The organism is Nonomuraea longispora (assembly GCF_004348345.1).
GTDB lineage: Bacteria > Actinomycetota > Actinomycetes > Streptosporangiales > Streptosporangiaceae > Nonomuraea > Nonomuraea longispora.
The window spans coordinates 1-18,488 of record NZ_SMJZ01000182.1; the positions used below are offsets into that span (position 1 = coordinate 1).

The following is an 18,488-nucleotide window of genomic DNA, read 5'->3' on the forward strand; positions in this document are numbered from 1 at the left end:
GGCAGGGGCTACGCGCTGCGCCTGCCCGGCGACGCGCTCGACCTGACCCGCTTCGAACGCGGCATCCGCGAGGCCGAGTCCGCGCGCAGGGCCGGCCGGCTGTCCGGGACCGCGAGGGCGCTGCGGGCGGCGCTGGAGTTGTTCGAGGGCGAGCCGCTGGCCGGCGCCGTCGGGCCGTACGCCGAGCACCAGCGCGACCGGCTGATCGAGCGCCGCATCAGCGTGGTCGAGACGCTCATGGACGTCGACCTGGAGCTGGGCAACCACGCGGAAGTCGTCTCCGAGCTGATCGCGCTGACCGCCGACCACCCGCTGCGCGAGCGGCTGCGCGCCCAGCTCATGCTCGCCTACTACCGCTGCGGCCGGCAGGGCGACGCGCTCAACGTGTTCACCGAGACCCGCGAGGCGCTCGTCGACGAGCTGGGCATCGAGCCCGGCCCCGAGCTGACCGCGCTGCACCAGCGCATCCTGGCCGCCGACCCCACGCTGGCCGCCGCACCCGTCGACGACGACGAGACGTCCGCCGCCGAGGCGCACGAGGAAGACGAGCCGCAGGCGCCCGACCTGCCCCGCCCCGCGCAGTTGCCCGCCGCCGTCAGCGACTTCACCGGCCGCAAGGAGGTCGTGCTGCGCCTGCGCACGATGGTGTCGGCCCGCTCGCCAGCGCAGTCGTCGTCCGATGGTGTGCCGGTGGTCGCGATCTCCGGCATCGGCGGCGTCGGCAAGACCGCGCTGGCCGTGCACGTCGCCCACCAGGTCGACGAGGTCTTCCCCGACGGCCAGCTCTACGCCGACCTGCGCGGCTACTCCGGCGAGGCCACCGCGCCCGAGTCGGCGCTCGGAGGGTTCCTGCGCGCGCTCGGCATCCCGCCGGACGTCATCCCCGAGGGCCTCGCGGAACGCTCCGCGCTCTACCGGTCGATCCTGGCGGAACGCCGCATCCTCGTCCTGCTCGACAACGCCCGCGACGCCGAGCAGGTCAGCCCGCTGCTGCCCGGTTCCGCCGGCTGCGCGGCCATCGTCACCAGCCGCGGCAAGCTCGCCGACCTGCCGTCGGCGCGGCTGATCGACCTCGACGTCATGGAGCCGGACGAGGCCCTGTCGTTGTTCGCCGCCGTCGCCGGAGCCGAGCGCGTGTCACCCGAGCACGCCGCGGCCATGGACGTGGTGGCCGCCTGCGGGTTCCTGCCGCTGGCGGTGCGGATCGTGGCCGCCAGGCTCGCCGCGCGCCCGTCGTGGACGGTCGCCTCGCTGGTGCCAAGGCTGGCCGACGAGCAGCGCCGCCTCGACGAGCTGCGGGTGGGCAACCTGGCTGTCGAGGCCACGTTCGCGCTCGGCTACGGACAGCTCGACACCGCGCAGGCCCGCGCGTTCCGGCTGCTCGCGCTGCCCAACGGCCCCGACATCTCCTCGGGTGCCGCCGCGGCCGTGTTGTCGATGCGCGCGTTCGAGGCCGAGGAGGTGCTGGAGTCGCTCGTGGACGCCAGCCTGCTGGAGGCGCCGGCGCCGGGCCGCTACCGCTTCCACGACCTGCTCAAGCTGTTCGCCAGGCGGGAGCTGGACAAGGGCGAGCGGCCCCAGGCCAGGACGATGGCGCTGCGCCGGCTGCTCGGCTTCTACCTGGCCTCCGCCCAGTCGGCGCACGAACTGGCGTACGAAGGCAGCATGATCTCGGCCAACCTGGTCGTGGTGGGCAGCGGACGTACGTTCACCAGCGTGGACGAGGCCGTGGCCTGGCTGATCGGCGAAGGCGACTCGTTGTTCGCCGCCATCAACCAGGCGGCGACGTCCGCGCGCACCGCCGAGCACCTCCTGCCCGCGGCCGACCTGCTGGTGGCGATGGAGCCGCTGCTGGAGTCCGGCACGCACACGCGCGACTTCGACCAGAGCACCCGGGCGGTGCTGGCCGCCGCGCTGGCCATCGGCGACACCGCGGGCGAACTGCGCGCCCGTTACGTCCTCGGCCGGGTGTTGTTCGCGGGCAACCGGCTGAAGGACGCCGAGGAGCACTTCCGGCGCGTGGACGAGCTGTCGCGCGAACGCGGCGAGAAGGTCGTCACCGGCGAGGTGCTCAACGCCCTGGCCGTCGTGGTCGGCAGGCAGCGCCGCCACACCGAGGCGCTGTCGTTGTTCGACTCCGCGATGCGCTTCTACCGCGAGAACGGCGTGCCCGCGGGCGAGGCCCTGGTGCTCAGCTACTCCGCCCGCGACCACCTGGGCCTCGGCCGCCCCGACGACGCGATCGCCGCCGCGGAGAAGGGCCTGGCCATCTTCACCGAGATCGGCAGCGGCGCCGGCACCGCGCGCGCCCGCTACCACCTCGGCATCGTGCTTTCCCGGGTCGGCCGGCTCACCGAGGCCGTGCACCACCACGCCGAGTGCCTGGCCTTCTTCCGGGCCAGCAGGCAACGGGTCTGGGAGCAGCGCGTGTGCTCCAGGCTGGCCGAGACCTTCATCGCCGCCGAGCGCTACCCCGACGCCGTACGCCACGCCGAGCAGGCCCTCATGGTCTCCCGCGACATCGGCCACCCCTACGGCGAGGCGCTCTCGCTCACCGTGCTCGGCAAGGCGCTGCGCGGCCTCGGTCACGAGCCGGGCGCCGCGAGGAGGAGTCTCGACTGCCTACGGCAGGCTTTCGAGATCTTCTCCCGGCTCGGCGCTCCCGAGGCCGGCGATCTCAAGGCCCTGCTCGACGGCGTCCCCACCGACGACGCCGTCCGCGAGCCCGTCACCGGTTCCGTCAGTGGGACCGACGGCGAGCCCGTCGTCGAGTCCTGAGTACAGCTCGTCGTCCAGACGTGTCATCCACACATGGTTGATCAAGGCTGTCCTTAGGGAGTCACGAGGTGCCCGTGATCGACTGAGGTTCGGCCCGGCCGGTCATCCTTCGCCGCCACGCGTCGCCAGGGGGCCCGGTCATCGGGATGCTCCGCGAGCGGCAGCCGCCTCACACAGACGACCGGCCGGACCTGACACGGCCCTCGAACCCCCCAGGGCCGTGCCTGGCCTTGAGCCTCCACCCGAGGTGTCAACGTCCGATCAATGCCGGATCAAAGAAGGAAGTATCCCTCGGCGATGAGGGGCCTGACCGCGTCGGCGTTGGGAATCTCGCCGTCGCCGACCAGCTCGGCGATCACGTTGAGCAGCGGTCCCAGCGCCAGCTGGCCGTCGCACACGCCGGCCAGCGCGGCCTCCACCGTGCCGACCTCCCTGGTGCGGCGCAGGCCCTGCGTCTGCCGCAGCACGATGCGGATCGGGTCTTCCGCGCCGGGCAGGCCGATCCGCTCGTCGAGCAGGCCCTCCACGGTACGCAACCGCGCGGTGTCGAGGTCGCCGGCCCGGTGGGCGGCCGCGACGGTGTCGAGCACCGAGTCGACGTAGTCGCCGACCGGCAGGCTGACCTGGTGGGTGAGGTGCTCGACGCGTACGACCGGGTCGAGCGTGCCCGAGTTGCGCATCGAGATCCAGCCGAACCCGATGGCCTCGACCTTGTGCTCCTCGAACCAGGACAACCAGCGGTCGTAGTGCTCCGCGTAGCTCCTGGTGCCCTGCTCGGCGGCGTCCCTGAGCCAGAGCTCGACGTACTCGGCGGGGTCCTGCACGTCGCGCTGCGCCACCCAGGCGTCGCAGCCGGTCTCGCGCAGCCAGCCGCCGACGCGGTCGTGCCAGTCCTCGCCCTCGACGTGCATCCAGCTGGCCAGGAAGTGGGCCTGGCCGTCGGGTCTGAGGTGGCGGGGCGTCTCGCGAACGAGGTCGCGGCAGAAGTCGTCGCCGCCGGCGCCCGTCTCGCGGTAGGTCAGCCTCCCCCGCGGGGCGATCACGAACGGCGGGTTGCTCACGACCAGGTCGAACAACTCGTCCCCGACCGGCTCGAACATCGACCCGGTGCGCGCGTCCACCCCGGAGACCCCGGACAGCTCCCAGCTCAGCCTGGCCAGCTCCAGCGCCCGGGGGTTGAGATCGGTCGCCACGATGTGCCCGGCCCGCCCGTCCAGGTGCAGCACCTGCACACCGCACCCCGTGCCGAGGTCGAGCGCGCGCCCGACCGGGCGGCGGGTGACGAGCTGGGCCAGGTTGGCCGAGGCGCCGCCGGCACCCACGACATGGTCGGGCCGCAGCGCGGGGTCGCCCGGCCTGACCTTGCGGTCGGAGACGAGGTAGCCGCCGGTCTCCCACGGTTGCAGGTGCACGGTCGCGCGGACCTGGTCGCCGTCCGCCTCGACCAGCCCGGAGCGCATGACCTCCGGCGCGAGCCCCTTCGCCGGCACGGGAACGCCCAGCCACCACAACCTGATCAGCGCCGCCAGCGGGTCGCCGTCGGCGGTGGCGCGCAGCGCCGGGACCAGTTCCTCCCTGGACAGCGCGGAGGCGGCCGTCGCGCCGAGGCGCTCGCGTACGCCGTCGATCGTGTAACCGGTCTCCAGGAGATGATCGCGCAGTCGTTCCACAAGTCCATCCTTTCATCGCGGAATCCCACGCATGATCCGATACTGGTTCGTCCCCGACGAGTGCTTCAGGGCCTGCTCCGACTACCACCGTGCATGGACGTCTCGTGGATTGCCCGCGCCGCGGCACCGCGACGACCTGCGCAGGCAGCGCGGCGGCCCGCGGCTCGACATCACCCTCGACGGGCACAGCCGGCGGGTGGCATCACCGACCCGTCAACCGGTGTGACACGGACGCCCGCAAGCACACGAACGCCCGCGAGCGTGCGGATCCGGAACCCGGCGTGATGGCACCGTCCGCCGGCGGGGTGGTCGCTGCGCGTGCCGTCAGTCGGGTCGCTGGCGCAGGCTCTGCCAGGCCGCCTCGCCCAGGCCCCTGATCTCCTCGTCGGTAGGCGTGTGGGCGCCCGCGAACCACAGGCGGCACATCTCCTGTGCGGGCCCCAGCCACAGCACGTAGCACATGGTCGGGTGCACGGGCTGGAGCAGGCCGTTCTTCATGTGCGGCCGCCACCAGTCGGACACCTTGCGGAAGAACGCGCGGCGTTCCTCGGCCACCTCGGCACCGCCCGGCTCGTGCTTGCGCGGCGGGCGCTCACTGACCAGCAGCCTGGCCCGCTCGGGGTGCTCGCCCGCCCAGCGCATGTGGAAGGCCACCACGGCCTCGATGCCGTCGCGGGCCTCCTCGTGGCTGACCAGTTCGGCGAGGAAGGCGCTCTGGTAGGCCGTGAGGATCTCGGCGTACAGCACGCCGAAGACATGCTCCTTGCTGGCGAAGTGGTGGTAGAAGCTGCCGACGCTCACGCCGCTTTCCTCGCGGAGGCTGGCCAGGGTGGTGGCGGAGACGCCGTCCTGGCTGAACCGCCGGAGGGCACCCTCGATGATGCGGGTCCGGCCGTCGCGTCCGTTCTTGACACTCTTCACGCTGTCAATGGTGTGCCACCAGAACGTTATTCCGCAAATAGCCCGTGCCTATCGATCATAGCGGTCACCGCCACGGCACCGGAGGCGACCGTCATCTCGGCGTCCGGCCAGAACCTGCGGATGAGTCGCAGCACCCGCCGGTTCTCGCCGAGGACGTCCATCCCCACGGTCCTCGCCCCCCGTACGGCGGCCCGCATGAGCAGCGTGTCGACCAGGCGCGGCCCGAGGCCGATCCCCTGCCACTGGTCGGCCACCACCACGGCGATCTCCACGTCGCTGCACCCGCCCCGATAGCTCATGGCGTGCCCGACGATCTCGTCGCCCCCGGCGGTGGCGACGAGCGCGTCGCGGTGCTCGTCCACGGCCAGCAGCGTGCGCACAAGACCGGCGGCGGGGTTGGCGACGCCGGTGAAGAAGCGCAACGTCTGCGTGTGCAGCGACAGACGCGCCAGGAAACGTCTGATCCCCTCCTCGTCGTCAGGACAGGCAGGACGGATCTGAGTTCCATTCACGAACTCAGCCTGCCCTGTCACGCCTGAGTCTGTCAATGGAACTCAGATATAATGGCGAGATGAACGTGCCGTCTCGCATGGATCTCCGAGCGGACAAATGCTCGATCGAGCGCACCCTCGACATCGTCGGGGAGAAGTGGACCTTCCTCGTGCTGCGCGAGGCGTTCAGCGGCGTGCGGCGCTTCGCCGACATGCAGGCGACCACCGGAGCCCCTCGCCAGGTGCTCAGCGCCCGCCTGGCCCGGCTGGTCGACGAGGGCCTGCTGCGCAAGGAGCCCTACCGCGAGCCGGGGCAGCGTCAGCGCGACGAATACCGGCTCACCGACAAGGGCCGTGACCTCTATCCGCTGATGGTCGCGCTCATGCACTGGGGCGACAAATACCTGTCCGACGACGACGGGCCGCCCGTCCGGCTCACCCACCGCGGCTGCGGCGCCCCCGTCGCGCAGCACTTCCGCTGCACCGACGGCCACGACGTGAGCGGCCCGCGCGAGGTCACGCCCGTCCCCGGCGAAGGAGCCGAGCTCAGGAGCGCGTGAGCGGCCCGACGCAGGTGGCGGCCCTCTTTGCGCCTAGTCTTGAGAGCGTGTACCGGTTCCTTCTGACGCCTCGGTGGCTCGCGCTCCACGTGGTGGTGCTGCTGGTCATCCCCGCCTTCGTGTTCCTCGGGCGGTGGCAGTTCGGGCGGTTCGAAGAACGGTCCGCCAACAGCGAGCGGGTCACCGCCAACATCGAGGCCCCGCCGGTGCCGCTGGAACGGCTGGCGACCCCCGGGCGGCCGGTCCGTGAGGACGACCGGTTCAGGAAGGTGACGGTGGCGGGCACGTACGACCCGTCCCACGCCCTGGTCGTACGCCGCCGTCCGCAGGAGGGCAGGGCCGGCTACTACGTCCTGACCCCGCTCGTCACCGGCCGCGGCACGGCGGTGATCGTCAACAGGGGCTGGGTCAGGGCGGGCGCCACCGCCGACACCCCGCCCGAGGTGCCGCCGCCTCCCACGGGGCAGGTCACCGTCACCGGCCGGCTGCGCCCGAGCGAGAGCGAGGAGTCCAGCGGCATCAGGGAGCGCTCAGGGCTGCCGCCCGGTCAGGTGCTGCTGATCAACACGGACACGATCGGGAAAGGGCTGCCGTACACACTGGTGGGCGGCTACGTGGAGCTGACCGAGCAGCAGCCGCGGCCGGCCGCGGCGCCCGTGCCGGTGCCGGAACCCGACGTAGGCGCCGGTGGCGGTCTCAACCTGGCCTACGGGGTCCAGTGGTGGCTGTTCATCGGGATCGCCCTCGGCGGCTGGATCCTGCTGATCCGCCGCGAGGTGGCCGAACGCATGGCCGCAGCGGAAGGCTCTGACGGGGCGGAGGCTGGGAGGGCCGACGCTGAGGGGGCTCGGACTTCTCCCCGCTAGGGTGGTGAGGGTGCGCCACATCACATTCACCAATCTCTGCAATTTCCGCGACGTAGGCGGATATTTCACGAAAGATGGGCGCGTCGTCCGGTGGCGGCGGCTCTACCGAGCCGACTCCCTCGGCTGGCTGGCCGGTGACGACCTCACGACCTTCCGCGACCTGGGCGTACGCAGCGTCATCGACCTGCGGCACGCGTTCGAGGTCGAGAAGAACGGCCGCGTGCCCGAGACCGACGGCCTGCTCTACCAGAACCTGCCCATCGAGGGCCGCCGCTGGAACACCGCCACCACCTACCACGAGGAGATCGGCATCGAGCGTTACCTCGCCGACCGCTACCTGGAGGTGACCGACGACGGCGTGGCGAACCTCAGGATCGCGCTGGAGACCATCGCGCGAGCCGACAACGCCCCGGTCGTCATCCACTGCGCCGCCGGCAAGGACCGTACCGGCGTGCTCGCCGCGCTGGTCCTGTCGCTGGCGGGGGTCAGCGAGGACGACATCGTGGCCGACTACGCACTCACAGGGCTGGCGACCGACCGGTTCCGCGCCGACCGGAGCAGGAGAAATCCGGGTGACTCCACGTGGCCGGGGTTCGGAATGGCCCCGGCGGAGGCCATGCGGCTCTTCCTGACCGATCTCACCCACCGGCACGGCTCGGTCGAGGCGTACACCGGCCAAGTGCTCGGGATCGCCCAGGACACCGTCGATGAGCTGCGCGATCACTTCTTGACCGAGGCGCCTTGACTCCAGTCGGCTCGCGATGTGGTGATCTCGGAGACCCAACGGATACGTCGCAGCTTGTTCGACGTTATCCCCTCGTCGTACGGTTACGTGCGTGACTACGCCGCTGCTCCCCGACCCAGACCCGAGGCGGCGCGACTACGTGATCATCTCCGCCGACGATCACCTGATCGAGCCTCCCGACTTGTTCGATGGCCGGTTGCCGGAGAAATACGCCGAGGTCGCGCCCAAGGTCGTGGAGACGGAGGCGGGTCACCAGGTCTGGCGCTACGGCGGGGCCACCTATCCGTGCGCCGGCATCGACGTCGGCGCGGGGCTGCCACGCGAACAGTGGACCCTCGACCCCGTCCGGTTCGAGAACATGCGCCCGGGTTGCCACGACATCGAGTCCCGCATCAACGACATGGACGTCGCGGGCATCTGGGCCGCGCTCTGTTTCCCCGGCATGCTGGCCGGCCAGTCGGGCATGCCGTTCGCCAGGACCCGTGACCAGGAGCTCGGCCTGGCCCTGGTCAAGGCGTGGAACGAGTGGCACATCGACGTCTGGGCCGGCACCTACCCGGAGCGGGTCATCGGCCTGCAGCTCCCGTGGCTGCCCGATCCCGACGTCGCCGCCAAGGAGATCCGCGCCAACGCCGCCAAGGGCTTCAAGGCCGTGGTGTTCCCCGAGTTCCCGACCAGGCTGCGGCTGCCGTCGATCCACTCCGGCCACTGGGATCCGTTCTTCGCCGCCTGCGAGGAAACCGGCACCGTCGTCGCCCTGCACACGGGCGACGCGTCCTGGTCGCCGGTGCCCTCCCCCGACACGCCACTCGAAGCGATCACCACGCTGATGCCGACGAGCGCCATGTTCGCCTGCGCCGACTGGCTCTGGTCGGGGCTGCCGCTGCGGTTCCCCGCGCTGCGCATCCTCATCGTGGAGGGTGGCGTCGGCTGGCTGCCGATGCTGGCCGAGCGCGCCGACTACGCCCTCGACCATCCGGTCGCCGGCGAGGCGTCATGGGAGGGCGGGCTCAAGCCGAGTGAGGTGCTGCGCCGCAACTTCTTCTTCGGCACGCGCGACGACCACGCGCTGTCGGGGGTGCGGCTCGCCGTGGGCCTCGACCACGTGCTGCAGGAGAGCGGCTATCCCCACTCCGACTCGACCTGGCCCGACACCCAGACGTCGGTGGCGCACAACCTGGGCGCGCTGCCGCCCGCCGACATCGCACGGGTCGCGTACGGCAACGCGGCCCGCCTCTTCGGTCACCCGCTGCCGTCGCGCGCCTGGCTGCGCATGGAGGAGATCTAGGCCTGTTCGAGGCCCTCGACGCGGGCCTGTATGACGCTGCGCTCGTGCTGGACGTAACGCCCGCTCTCGCCGAGCAGCGAGGCGGCCAGCCACAGGAACACGCCGAAGTCGTCGGCGACGCCGATCAGCATGAGAAAGTCGGGAAGCACGTCGACCGGCGACACGATGTAGACCACGCCAAGCGCGAGCAGACCCAGCTTGCCCTTGCCCATGCCGTCGTACTGGCCGCGCATGACCGCGCCGATCATCCGCGGGATCGCCCGGACCCTGGTCATCAACGCGGGCGACCCTGGTTTGGTCACCTCGCGGTAGGTCCGCCACGCCGCCGCCGCGCGTGCTGCCTTTGCCATCATGAGAATCCCCCTACCCCCGGCTCTTCACGACATAACGCGTCGCCGGGGCCACGAGTTCCTGACGATCAGGCCAGCGCCGCATGCTCGAACGGGCAGACCCGCTCGACCTGCGAGGCCACCCTGACCAGCAGATCCTCCCGGCCGGCCGCCGCCACCAGCTGTACGCCCACAGGCAGCCCCGCCGCGGTCCTGTGCAGGGGCAGCGAGACGGCGGGCTGCCCGGTCGCGTTGACCGGCGAGGTGTAGGCCACGGCGTGCGCGGTCCTGCCGAAGCTCAGGCTGAGGTCGTCGGCCGGGATCCAGCCCAGCGGGAACGGCGCGACCCCCAGCGACGGCATCAGCAGCAGGTCGTGGCCGGCGCTCCACCAGGCGGCCATGCGCCGGCGGAAGCCGTCGATCCACTGCGTGGCCAGGATGTGGTCGGCCGCGCTGTGGTTCCGGGCCGTGCCCACCATGACGGCGTTGCGCGGCTCCAGCTCCTCCACGTCCACGGGCTTGCCGCGGGCCGCGCCCAGGCTCGCGACCTGCGCCGCCAGGTTGTTGGCCACGATGTCGCCGAAGTGGTGCGGGAAGTCAGGGTCGGCGAGCGCCTCGGGGCCTCCTGGGGAGACCTCGTGGCCCAGCGAGTCCAGCAGCGCCGCGGCCCTGGTGACGGCCTCGGCGACCTCGGGCGCCTCCGGTACGTCACCCCTGGGATGCGTGGTGAGGAACCCGATCCGCAGCCGCCCGGGATCCGCCCCCACCTCCGCGGCCAGCGGGCCGGGCAGCGGCGGGGCGTCGTACGGATCGCCGGGCCGCATGCCGGAGACGACGTCGAGCGCCGCCGCCGTGTCGCGTACGCTCCTGCTGACGAACCCGGGGCACGAGAACCCGCTCCACCCCTCGCCCAGCGCCGGGCCCAGGCTGACCCGGCCGCGGCTCGGCTTGAGCCCCACCAGGCCGCACACGGACGCGGGGATGCGGATCGAGCCGCCCCCGTCGCTGGCGGTGGCCAGCGCCACCATGCCGGCTGCCACCGCCGCCGCCGAACCGCCGCTCGACCCGCCCGCGGAGTACGCCGGATCGTACGGGTTGCGCGTCGGCCCGAACGCCAGCGGCTCCGTGGTGATCGTGGAGCCGAACTCCGGGGTGTTGGTCCGCCCCAGCATGACGAACCCGGCCTCGCGCAGCCTGACGACGCCGTACCCGTCCGGGGCGTCCACCACGCCGTCGCGCACCGACGAGCCCGCGCTGTACGGCTCCCCCGCCTGCCGCCAGCCCAGGTCCTTGAGCAGGATCGGCACCCCTCGGAAGGGCGCGTCCGCCGGAATGGCGTCGATCTCGGCCAGCGCGCGTTCGAAGCGGCGGTGGACGACCGCGTTCAGCTCGCCGTCGCGGGCCTCGATGCGGGCGATCGCGGCCTCGGCCAGCTCACGCGCCGAGACCTGCCCGTTCCTGACCGCCCGCGCCTGACCGAGCGCGTCCAGCCTCAGTACGTCGTCCACGTCGCCTCCTCAGGCCCGGGGAGCCAGGTCGCGCACCGCCTGGTCGATGGAGACCTCGCCGCCGGGGATGGGGGCGAGGACGGGGGTGTCGAGCCCGTTGTCGACGTACTGCTGGATCCTGGCGCGGCACGTGGCCGCGTCGCCGTGCACGATGAGGTCGTCGACCACCTCGTCGGGGATGGCCTTCAGCGCGGCCTGCCGGTCGCCCGCCGCCCAGGCCTCGTGCATCGGCCGCAACGTCTCGCCGCGGCCCAGCCAGTCGTGGAAGGCGGCGTACACCGGGACGGTGAGGTAGCCGGCCAGCATGCGTCTGGCCATCTCGCGCACCTGGGCGGTGTCCTCGCTGACGCAGACGAACAGGCGGGCGATCAGCTCGGTGCCGGGGCCGATCTCGGCGCGTACGCGGCGTACGTCCTCCGGGGAGAGCCAGTTGGTGATGGCGCCGTCGGCCTCGGCGGCGGCCAGCCGCAACATGCCCGGCCGCAGCGCGGCCAGCACGATCTTCGGCGGCGCCTTGGGAGCGCGTTCGAGCCTGAAGCCCTTGATCTCGAACGTCTCGTACGCCTCCGACACCTTCTCACCGGCCAGCGCCTTCTTGAGAAAACGCAGCGTGTCCCGGGTACGCGCGTACGGCTTGTCGAAGGTGCCCGCGTTCCACCGCTCGACGATGGCCGGCGAGGACGCCCCGATGCCCAGCACGAACCGCTCGGGGGCCAGATCGGCCAGCGTGGCCGCGGACATGGCCAGCAGCCCGGGGCCGCGCGTCGATACGGGCACGATGGCGCTGCCCAGCCGGATGCCGGGCGCCCACTGCGCGGCCAGGGCCAGCGGCGTGAACCCGTCGACGCCGTTCACCTCGGCCGACCACGCGTCGGTGTAGCCGAGCTCGGGCAACTCCGCGATCAGCTTCTGCGACCTCGCGAGCGAACGGTCGTAGAAGGGAATGGTCATGCCCCACTGCTGCGTCATGCACGTCCTCCAGCACTGCCGCGTCCGGTCGGACGCTGGACGCGTCCAACCCTACCAACCGCTCGGTATGGGGACTAGGCGCGGAGTTCGTGCACCGCCGCGATGAAGTCCTTCGTGATGCCCCGGAGCCCCGGCAGGTGCGACAGGCCTACCAGCCGGTCCACCAGCGGCACCGTGACCTCGATCAGCCGGTACGTACGGGCGCACCCCGGCGAGGTGTCGTGCACCCAGAACAGCACCATCCCCATGGACAACAACCACAGCAGCTCGGGCAGTTCCTCCCGCAACTCGGCGTTCATGCGGTCGCGCGAGCCCTCGACGACCTGGCGGTAGATCGCGATGGACGCCTCCCGCGCCGGCGACGACTGCTCGCTGAACGGGCTCAGCGGGTTGGTCGGCTCGGCCGCGTGCTTGAAGAACTTCACGGCGAACTCGTGGTAGGGCTCGGAGACGCGTACCCACTCGCGCAGCACCCCGCTCAGCCGGGCCGCGAACGTGTCCTCGGTCTCCAGGAAATCCCTGCATGCCTCCTCGTGCTCGGCCTGGGCGCGATCGTAGTACGCCTGGATCAACGCCTCCTTGCTCTCGAAGTAGTAGTAGGCGTTCCCCACGGACACCCCGGCCTCCGCGGCGATGGCGCGCATGGTGGTCGCGTCGAAGCCGCGCTCCCTGAACAGCCGCAACGCCGTCTCGACGATGAGCTCCCGGGTGCTCTCCGATCCACGGTTTCGGGCTTCGGACACGTTCGTCACTGTACGTCGGGAGACCTGGTTAGGTCATGGAGCCGCACGGTGATCGCCGATCCACGGCAAAGTTGCATCCGCGGCATGAGTTATCTCCAGTGAATGGTGGGATTGTCGTTTCAGGCGGAAGGGCTATTTCCGCGAAAAGGCATCGACATGTGGATACGTGGAACAGTGCGCCTCATCGTAGTCGCGCTCATCGGCATAGAGATCACCATCATCGCGCTGGCCTCGACCGCCTCCGCCGCCACCCACCCCGATGGGCAGCGGGCAGGAAGCGGTCCCAACGAGGCCGGGCCCGACGGGTGGGAGGATCCCCTCCCGCAACCGCTGCGGGCGGCCATGGCGGAGACGCAGTCCGGCGCCTCCGAGACCAGGCCGCTGCCCGCCGGACCCTCGGCGCACGAAAACCTCATGATGGACCGTGACGATTTGGCGGCCCTGCGGAACTGGCCGCTGGAAGACCTGCGGTGGCTCATGGAAGGCAGGCAACTGCCGGACACGACGCGGGTTGAGTCGTGGACGGCCCAGCCGCGGGCGAACCTGTCGCCCGCGGAACGCCGCCCACAGGCCTCCAAAGCGCGACAACGCGCCAAGGCCAAGAAGCGCCACATGCGGCGGCACAAGGCTCACATGCGCGGCGGCGTGAACCTGGCACGCGCGATGCCCCGGCGGGCGGCCGCGCAGTTGACCCACGCCACCGCCGCCGGCTGGCTGAAGATTTCGGGCCTGCGTACGAAGTCGACGGGCAACTGCGCGAGCAAGCACCTGCGCCACTGCACCTCGTTCGACTCCGTACGGGCGGGGACCATCGCCGGCATCATCAAGCTCAAGCGCGCGAGCGGCTGCCCGATCATGGTGACGGGCGGTACGGAGACCGGCCACGCGCCCGGACAGTACAGCCACGGCAACGGCTACAAGCTGGATATCTCACACAATTCCTGTATCGACCGGCACATCCATACAACGTCCGATCGTGCCGGAGTCCGCAGCGACGGCGCCCGGCTCTACCGAGACGGATCAGGCACCGTCTACGCCGACGAAGGCGACCACTGGGACATCCTCTTCCGGTGAGAGGACCTGCGGCGGACGCCGTGCGGCACCCACGGCGTCACACCACATCATCCGGTCACTTCTCGGACGCGACCAGCTCGGCGATCTCCGCCGCGTTCAGCGCCGCCCCCTTGCGCAGGTTGTCACCGCACACGAACAGGTCGAGCGTGTTGGGGAAGTCGACCGCCTGGCGGACACGGCCGACGTAGGTCGGGTCGTTGCCCACCACCTCGAGCGGCGTCGGGAACACCCCTCCGGCCGGGTCGTCCATGAGGACCACCGACGGCGCCGCCTCCAGGACCCGATGCGCGTCGGCGACCGTGATCTCGCGCTCGAACCGCGCGTGCACCGCCAGCGAGTGAGTCGTGATCACTGGTACGCGCACGCAGGTCGCGGAGACCTTGAGCTCCGGGATGCCGAGGATCTTGCGGGACTCGTTGCGGAGCTTGAGCTCCTCGGAGGCCCAGCCGCCCTCCTTGTAGGAGCCGGCCCACGGAACCACGTTGAACGCGATCGGCGCCGGGAACGGCGACTCGCCGGGCAGCTTGTCGGCCAGCACCCCGCGTACGTCACCGGCCACCTGACCGAGGCTGCGGTCGCCCGCCAGGGCCTCGACCTCGTCGTAGAGCCGCGCGGAACCGGCCACGCCGGCGCCCGACACCGCCTGGTAGGAGGCGACGACCAGCTCGGAGAGCGTGAACCCGGCGTGCAGCGCGCCCATGGCCGCCATCATCGACAACGTCGTGCAGTTGGGCGTGGAGATGATGTTGCGCGGCCGGTTGCGCGCGTCGAGCGGGTTGACCTCGGGCACCACCAGCGGCACGTCGGGCTCCATGCGGAACGTGCCCGACTTGTCGATCACGACGGGACCGCGGGCGGCCGCGATCGGCACCCACTCGGCCGACACCTCGTCGGGCACGTCGAAGATGGCCACGTCGATGCCGTCGAAGACCTCGGGCGCGAGCGCCTGGACCACGACGTCCTCGCCGCGCACGCGCAGGACCTTGCCCGCCGAACGGGCCGAGGCGACGAGACGGATCTCGCCCCAGATGTCCTCACGCGTCGACACGATGTCGCGCATCACGGTGCCCACGGCGCCGGTCGCGCCGATCAGGGCCAGATTGGGCCTGCTGCTCATCGTCCGGTTCCTCCATACACCACGGCTTCGACCTGGTCGGCGTCGAGATCGAAGGCACGGTGGGCGGCCCCCACGGCCGCGTCGACACCGTCCTCTCCGACCACGACAGAGATGCGGATCTCCGACGTGGAGATCATCTCGATGTTGACCCCCGCGTCGGCGAGGGCCGCGAAGAACGTCGCCGTGACGCCGGGGTGCGAACGCATGCCCGCTCCGATCAGCGACACCTTTCCGATCTGGTCGTCGAAGAGCAGCGACTCGTAACCGATCCGCTCCTGGACCTTCTTCAGCGCCGTCAGCGCGGCCTGGCTGTCAGCCGTGGGCAGCGTGAAGGAGATGTCGGTGCGGCCGGTGGCCGCGGCCGAGACGTTCTGCACGATCATGTCGATGTTGATCTCGGCGTCGGCCAGTGTTTTGAAGATCGAGGCAGCCTCGCCGACCTTGTCGGGCACCCCGACAACAGTGATCTTGGCCTCGCTCCGGTCGTGCGCGACGCCGGAGATGATCGGCTGCTCCATCTCGGTTCCTTCGGTGTAAGGGTCGGACACGACCCACGTGCCCTCCTTGGTGCTGAACGAGCTGCGTACGTGGATCGGCAGGCTGAAGCGGCGAGCATACTCGACGCAGCGCAGGTGCAGAATCTTCGTCCCGCAGGCGGCCATCTCCATCATCTCGTCGTAGGAGATTCTGGGGATCTGCCGCGCCGTGGGCACGATGCGCGGATCGGCGGTGTAGACGCCGTCGACGTCGGTGTAGATCTCGCACACGTCGGCCTCGAGCGCCGCCGCCAGCGCGACCGCCGTGGTGTCGGAGCCGCCACGACCCAGCGTCGTTATGTCCTTCGTGTCCTGCGAGACACCCTGGAAGCCGGCCACGATCGCGATGTGGCCCTGGTCGATCGCCTCGCTGATGCGGCTCGGCGTCACGTCGATGATGCGCGCCTTGCCGTGCACCGAATTGGTGATCAGACCCGCCTGCGAGCCGGTGAACGAGCGGGCCTCGTGGCCGAGGTTGGCGATCGCCATCGCCAGCAGGGCCATCGAGATCCGCTCGCCCGAGGTCAGCAGCATGTCGAGCTCGCGGCCCGGAGGCAGCGGCGACACCTGCTCGGCCAGATCGAGCAGCTCGTCGGTCGTGTCGCCCATCGCGGAGACGATCACGGCCACGTCGTTGCCGGCTTTTTTCGTCGCGACGATCCGTTGCGCGACCCGCTTGATGCAGGACGCGTCGGCGACGGACGAACCACCGTACTTTTGCACAACGAGGGCCACAAGAAGTCTCCCGGTCTGGACTGTGAGCTGCCAGTCTACTGGGGCCGTCTCATGAGCCCGAGGGACCCTGCCGCCATGTGGACGATCTTCAAACCGTCGTGGTCTCCTCGGCCACGTCAAGCCGCGAATGCGCGGCCAGCGCCTGCAGCGCCCGCATGGCGGCACCCGCGTGGTTGCCCCAGGTGTTGAAATAAGAGTATTGCCACCACCAAAGTGCCTCGTGCGGCCGGCCCGCGTGATAGTGGCGCAGCCCGTGAATGAGGTCGGCGGCGACCGCCGTCAGGTCGTCGGACAGCCGGTAGGGGGTGACCCCCGTGTCCTTGTACGGGTCGAACACCTCGGCGTAGTCGTCGACCGCCTCCAGCCGCTCCGCCAGCGCCGTGCGCACGCCGTCGATGTCGGGGTCCTCGCTCATCGGCGGCTCGTAGTTGCCGGCCAGGATCACGTCGCGGTTGGCGCCGAGTTTGGCGCCCGCCAGGCTCACCTGGGCGACCTCCACCAGCAGCAGCGACCATATGGCGTCGCCGCCCTCGCCGCCCGCGACCCTCGTCAACCCGTCGACGTAGTCCTGTGCGTGCCCGGAGATCTCTTCCGCCAGCGCGCTCCACTCGTCAGACATCCAGCAGCCTCCGTCCCTCGAACGCGCGGCCCAAGGTGACCTCGTCGGCATATTCGAGGTCACCGCCCACAGGCAGACCGCTGGCCAGTCGTGTCACTTTCACACCCATCGGCTTGACCAGACGGGCGAGGTAGGTCGCCGTCGCCTCCCCCTCGAGATTGGGGTCGGTGGCGAGGATGAGCTCGGTGACGCGGCCGTCGGCCAGCCGCGTCATGAGCTCACGAATGCGCAGGTCGTCGGGGCCGACACCGTCGATCGGACTGATCGCGCCGCCGAGCACGTGGTAGGTGCCGCGGAACTCGCGCGTCTTCTCGATCGCCACGACGTCCTTCGACTCCTCGACCACGCAGATCACATGGGTGTCGCGGCGCGCGTCACGGCAGATGCGGCACTCCTCCTCGGAGGCCACGTTGCCGCACGTGCGGCAGAACCGCACCTTCTCCTTGACCTCCAGCAACGCGTGCGCCAGCCGTTTGACATCGGCTGGATCGGCCGCCAGCAGGTGGAACGCGATCCGTTGCGCGCTCTTGGGACCGACGCCGGGCAGCAGCCCCAGCTCGTCGATCAGATTCTGGACGACCCCTTCGTACATGCCTAGAATCCTGGCAACTGTCCGAGGCCGCCGCCACCCAGCCCCTGGGCGAGCGGGCCGAGCTTCTCCTGCTGCAGGTCGGCGGCCGCGCGCACGGCGTCGCGGACGGCCGCGATCACCAGGTCGGCGATCGTGTCAGCGGTGTCCTGCGCGTCGCCGGCGTCGATCACGCTCGGGTCGATCTTGAGCTCGAGCAGCTCGCCCGAGCCGTTGACGACGGCGGTGACCATGCCGCCGCCTGCTGAGCCCTCGATCTGCGCATCGTTGAGCTCCTGCTGGGCGCTCACAAGCTGCTGCTGCATGAGCTGTGCCTGCTCCAGCAGCTGCTGCAGGTTGACATCCCCTGGGTTCACCGTCGTGCGCTCCTCGTGGCTCCGCGTTCTTGACTGCCACGAGCCTACGGTGTTTGGGCGGCGTCATGTACTGGTGGCGTCCCCATGTTTCGTCCCAGGGCCTCTGCCCGGATGATCCGCTCCTCGCCCGGCGTGTTCCCCACCGGGCGTTCGGGGGCGTTTCGGAGGTGTCCGGCCGGGTCTCAGGCCCCCCTCCAGCGCCGAGACCCGGCCTCACGCCGATGAACCAGCGCGTCGGGCAGGAACGCTAGGAGACCGAACGTTGCGCACACGTTGCGTCCGTTCGATCACAGTACGCAATCATCACGAATGGCTTGCGTGAAAGGCTTTCAGGACGGATAGTCGAGCTGACTACTTGGAGTGACTGATGAGTTACGCCCATCTCGACGAATACTCCCGCTCGCTTCGCGGAGCACACGAAGCGGTGGCGGCCGGCCAGGACTGGCCGCACTCCCCACGCCGTCTGATCATGGCGTCGTGGCGTCGCTCCCTCGAAGCCGACATCAACCCGGAGAAGACGAGCGCGCCCTCAGTCTTAGACGCCTCGCGCATCGAGGAAGTCCGCCAGGCCCACCCCCTGCGCCCTCTCCTCCC

General features: G+C 70.5%; 19 protein-coding genes and 1 pseudogene. 8 read left to right on the forward strand and 12 right to left on the reverse strand.

Translation table 11 applies throughout. The features are described 5' to 3' along the window. Positions 1-2,778 (forward strand): AfsR/SARP family transcriptional regulator (locus E1267_RS34080; RefSeq protein WP_132338783.1); only part of this gene is annotated, 2,778 nt, incomplete at its 5' end. A gap of 272 nt (positions 2,779-3,050) precedes the next feature. Here the strand turns inward: E1267_RS34080 and E1267_RS34085 are convergent. Beyond that, a complete protein-coding gene (locus E1267_RS34085) occupies positions 3,051-4,448 on the reverse strand; it encodes a DUF7059 domain-containing protein (protein WP_132338785.1) in 1,398 nt (465 codons plus the stop codon). A gap of 31 nt (positions 4,449-4,479) precedes the next feature. Between E1267_RS34085 and E1267_RS34090 the strand changes: the two genes are divergently transcribed. Continuing rightward, positions 4,480-4,674, forward strand: a complete 195-nt coding sequence (locus E1267_RS34090) for a hypothetical protein (protein ID WP_132338787.1) — start codon at positions 4,480-4,482, stop codon at positions 4,672-4,674. Between the two features lie 98 nt (positions 4,675-4,772). On the opposite strand, the gene E1267_RS34095 is transcribed toward E1267_RS34090, so the two are convergent. Further along, a complete protein-coding gene (locus E1267_RS34095; protein ID WP_132338789.1) occupies positions 4,773-5,369 on the reverse strand; it encodes a TetR/AcrR family transcriptional regulator in 597 nt (198 codons plus the stop codon). 26 nt (positions 5,370-5,395) lie between these two features. Further along, positions 5,396-5,881 (reverse strand): GNAT family N-acetyltransferase, encoded by a 486-nt coding sequence (locus E1267_RS34100; protein ID WP_132338791.1) that lies wholly within the window; start codon positions 5,879-5,881, stop codon positions 5,396-5,398. Positions 5,882-5,940: 59 nt separating this feature from the next. On the opposite strand from E1267_RS34100, the gene E1267_RS34105 reads away from it, so the two are divergent. The 4 genes from E1267_RS34105 to E1267_RS34120 all read left to right on the forward strand — a co-directional run bounded on the left by E1267_RS34105 (position 5,941) and on the right by E1267_RS34120 (position 9,319). Further along, a complete protein-coding gene (locus E1267_RS34105; RefSeq protein WP_132338793.1) occupies positions 5,941-6,420 on the forward strand; it encodes a winged helix-turn-helix transcriptional regulator in 480 nt (159 codons plus the stop codon). A gap of 47 nt (positions 6,421-6,467) precedes the next feature. Then, the gene (locus E1267_RS34110; protein ID WP_132338795.1) at positions 6,468-7,286 is read left to right on the forward strand and encodes an SURF1 family cytochrome oxidase biogenesis protein; all 819 of its coding nucleotides are present in this window, start codon (positions 6,468-6,470) and stop codon (positions 7,284-7,286) included. Between the two features lie 10 nt (positions 7,287-7,296). Next, positions 7,297-8,031, forward strand: coding sequence for a tyrosine-protein phosphatase (locus tag E1267_RS34115; protein ID WP_246064431.1), 735 nt, complete (start codon positions 7,297-7,299; stop codon positions 8,029-8,031). A 91-nt stretch (positions 8,032-8,122) separates the two neighbouring features. Beyond that, positions 8,123-9,319: an amidohydrolase family protein gene (locus E1267_RS34120; protein ID WP_132338799.1), complete on the forward strand. Its 1,197-nt coding sequence runs from the start codon at positions 8,123-8,125 to the stop codon at positions 9,317-9,319. Here E1267_RS34120 and E1267_RS34125 read toward each other — a convergent pair. The 4 genes from E1267_RS34125 to E1267_RS34140 form a co-directional block, all read right to left on the reverse strand. Beyond that, positions 9,316-9,672 (reverse strand): YkvA family protein, encoded by a 357-nt coding sequence (locus E1267_RS34125; protein WP_246064432.1) that lies wholly within the window; start codon positions 9,670-9,672, stop codon positions 9,316-9,318. The two genes, E1267_RS34120 and E1267_RS34125, sit on opposite strands and share 4 nt — an antisense overlap. Before the next feature lie 65 nt (positions 9,673-9,737). Further along, a complete protein-coding gene (locus tag E1267_RS34130; protein ID WP_220449812.1) occupies positions 9,738-11,156 on the reverse strand; it encodes an amidase in 1,419 nt (472 codons plus the stop codon). 9 nt (positions 11,157-11,165) lie between these two features. Beyond that, the gene (locus tag E1267_RS34135) at positions 11,166-12,125 is read right to left on the reverse strand and encodes an LLM class F420-dependent oxidoreductase (protein ID WP_132338801.1); all 960 of its coding nucleotides are present in this window, start codon (positions 12,123-12,125) and stop codon (positions 11,166-11,168) included. Positions 12,126-12,199: 74 nt separating this feature from the next. Next, complete coding sequence (locus E1267_RS34140; RefSeq protein WP_132338803.1) at positions 12,200-12,868, reverse strand: TetR/AcrR family transcriptional regulator; 669 nt, start codon at positions 12,866-12,868, stop codon at positions 12,200-12,202. Positions 12,869-13,042: 174 nt separating this feature from the next. Between E1267_RS34140 and E1267_RS34145 the strand changes: the two genes are divergently transcribed. Then, positions 13,043-13,942 (forward strand): hypothetical protein, encoded by a 900-nt coding sequence (locus E1267_RS34145; protein ID WP_132338805.1) that lies wholly within the window; start codon positions 13,043-13,045, stop codon positions 13,940-13,942. Positions 13,943-13,997: 55 nt separating this feature from the next. Here the strand turns inward: E1267_RS34145 and E1267_RS34150 are convergent, their stop codons facing one another. The 5 genes from E1267_RS34150 to E1267_RS34170 all read right to left on the reverse strand — a co-directional run bounded on the left by E1267_RS34150 (position 13,998) and on the right by E1267_RS34170 (position 17,894). Continuing rightward, positions 13,998-15,059, reverse strand: coding sequence for an aspartate-semialdehyde dehydrogenase (locus E1267_RS34150; protein ID WP_132338807.1), 1,062 nt, complete (start codon positions 15,057-15,059; stop codon positions 13,998-14,000). Next, positions 15,056-16,330 carry an aspartate kinase gene (locus tag E1267_RS34155; protein ID WP_132338809.1) on the reverse strand — a complete coding sequence of 425 codons (1,275 nt, stop codon included), beginning with the start codon at positions 16,328-16,330 and terminating at the stop codon, positions 15,056-15,058. Before E1267_RS34155 ends, E1267_RS34150 begins: the two co-directional genes overlap by 4 nt. A gap of 88 nt (positions 16,331-16,418) precedes the next feature. Further along, entirely contained in the window at positions 16,419-16,949 is a 531-nt protein-coding gene (locus tag E1267_RS34160) for a DUF5063 domain-containing protein (protein WP_132338811.1), read from the reverse strand. Continuing rightward, positions 16,942-17,541: a recombination mediator RecR gene (gene recR, locus E1267_RS34165; RefSeq protein WP_132338813.1), complete on the reverse strand. Its 600-nt coding sequence runs from the start codon at positions 17,539-17,541 to the stop codon at positions 16,942-16,944. Before recR ends, E1267_RS34160 begins: the two co-directional genes overlap by 8 nt. 2 nt (positions 17,542-17,543) lie before the next feature. Further along, the gene (locus E1267_RS34170; RefSeq protein WP_171055572.1) at positions 17,544-17,894 is read right to left on the reverse strand and encodes a YbaB/EbfC family nucleoid-associated protein; all 351 of its coding nucleotides are present in this window, start codon (positions 17,892-17,894) and stop codon (positions 17,544-17,546) included. Between the two features lie 367 nt (positions 17,895-18,261). Here E1267_RS34170 and E1267_RS45930 point away from each other — a divergent pair. Next, positions 18,262-18,488: pseudogene (locus E1267_RS45930) on the forward strand (transcriptional regulator); the annotation flags it as partial.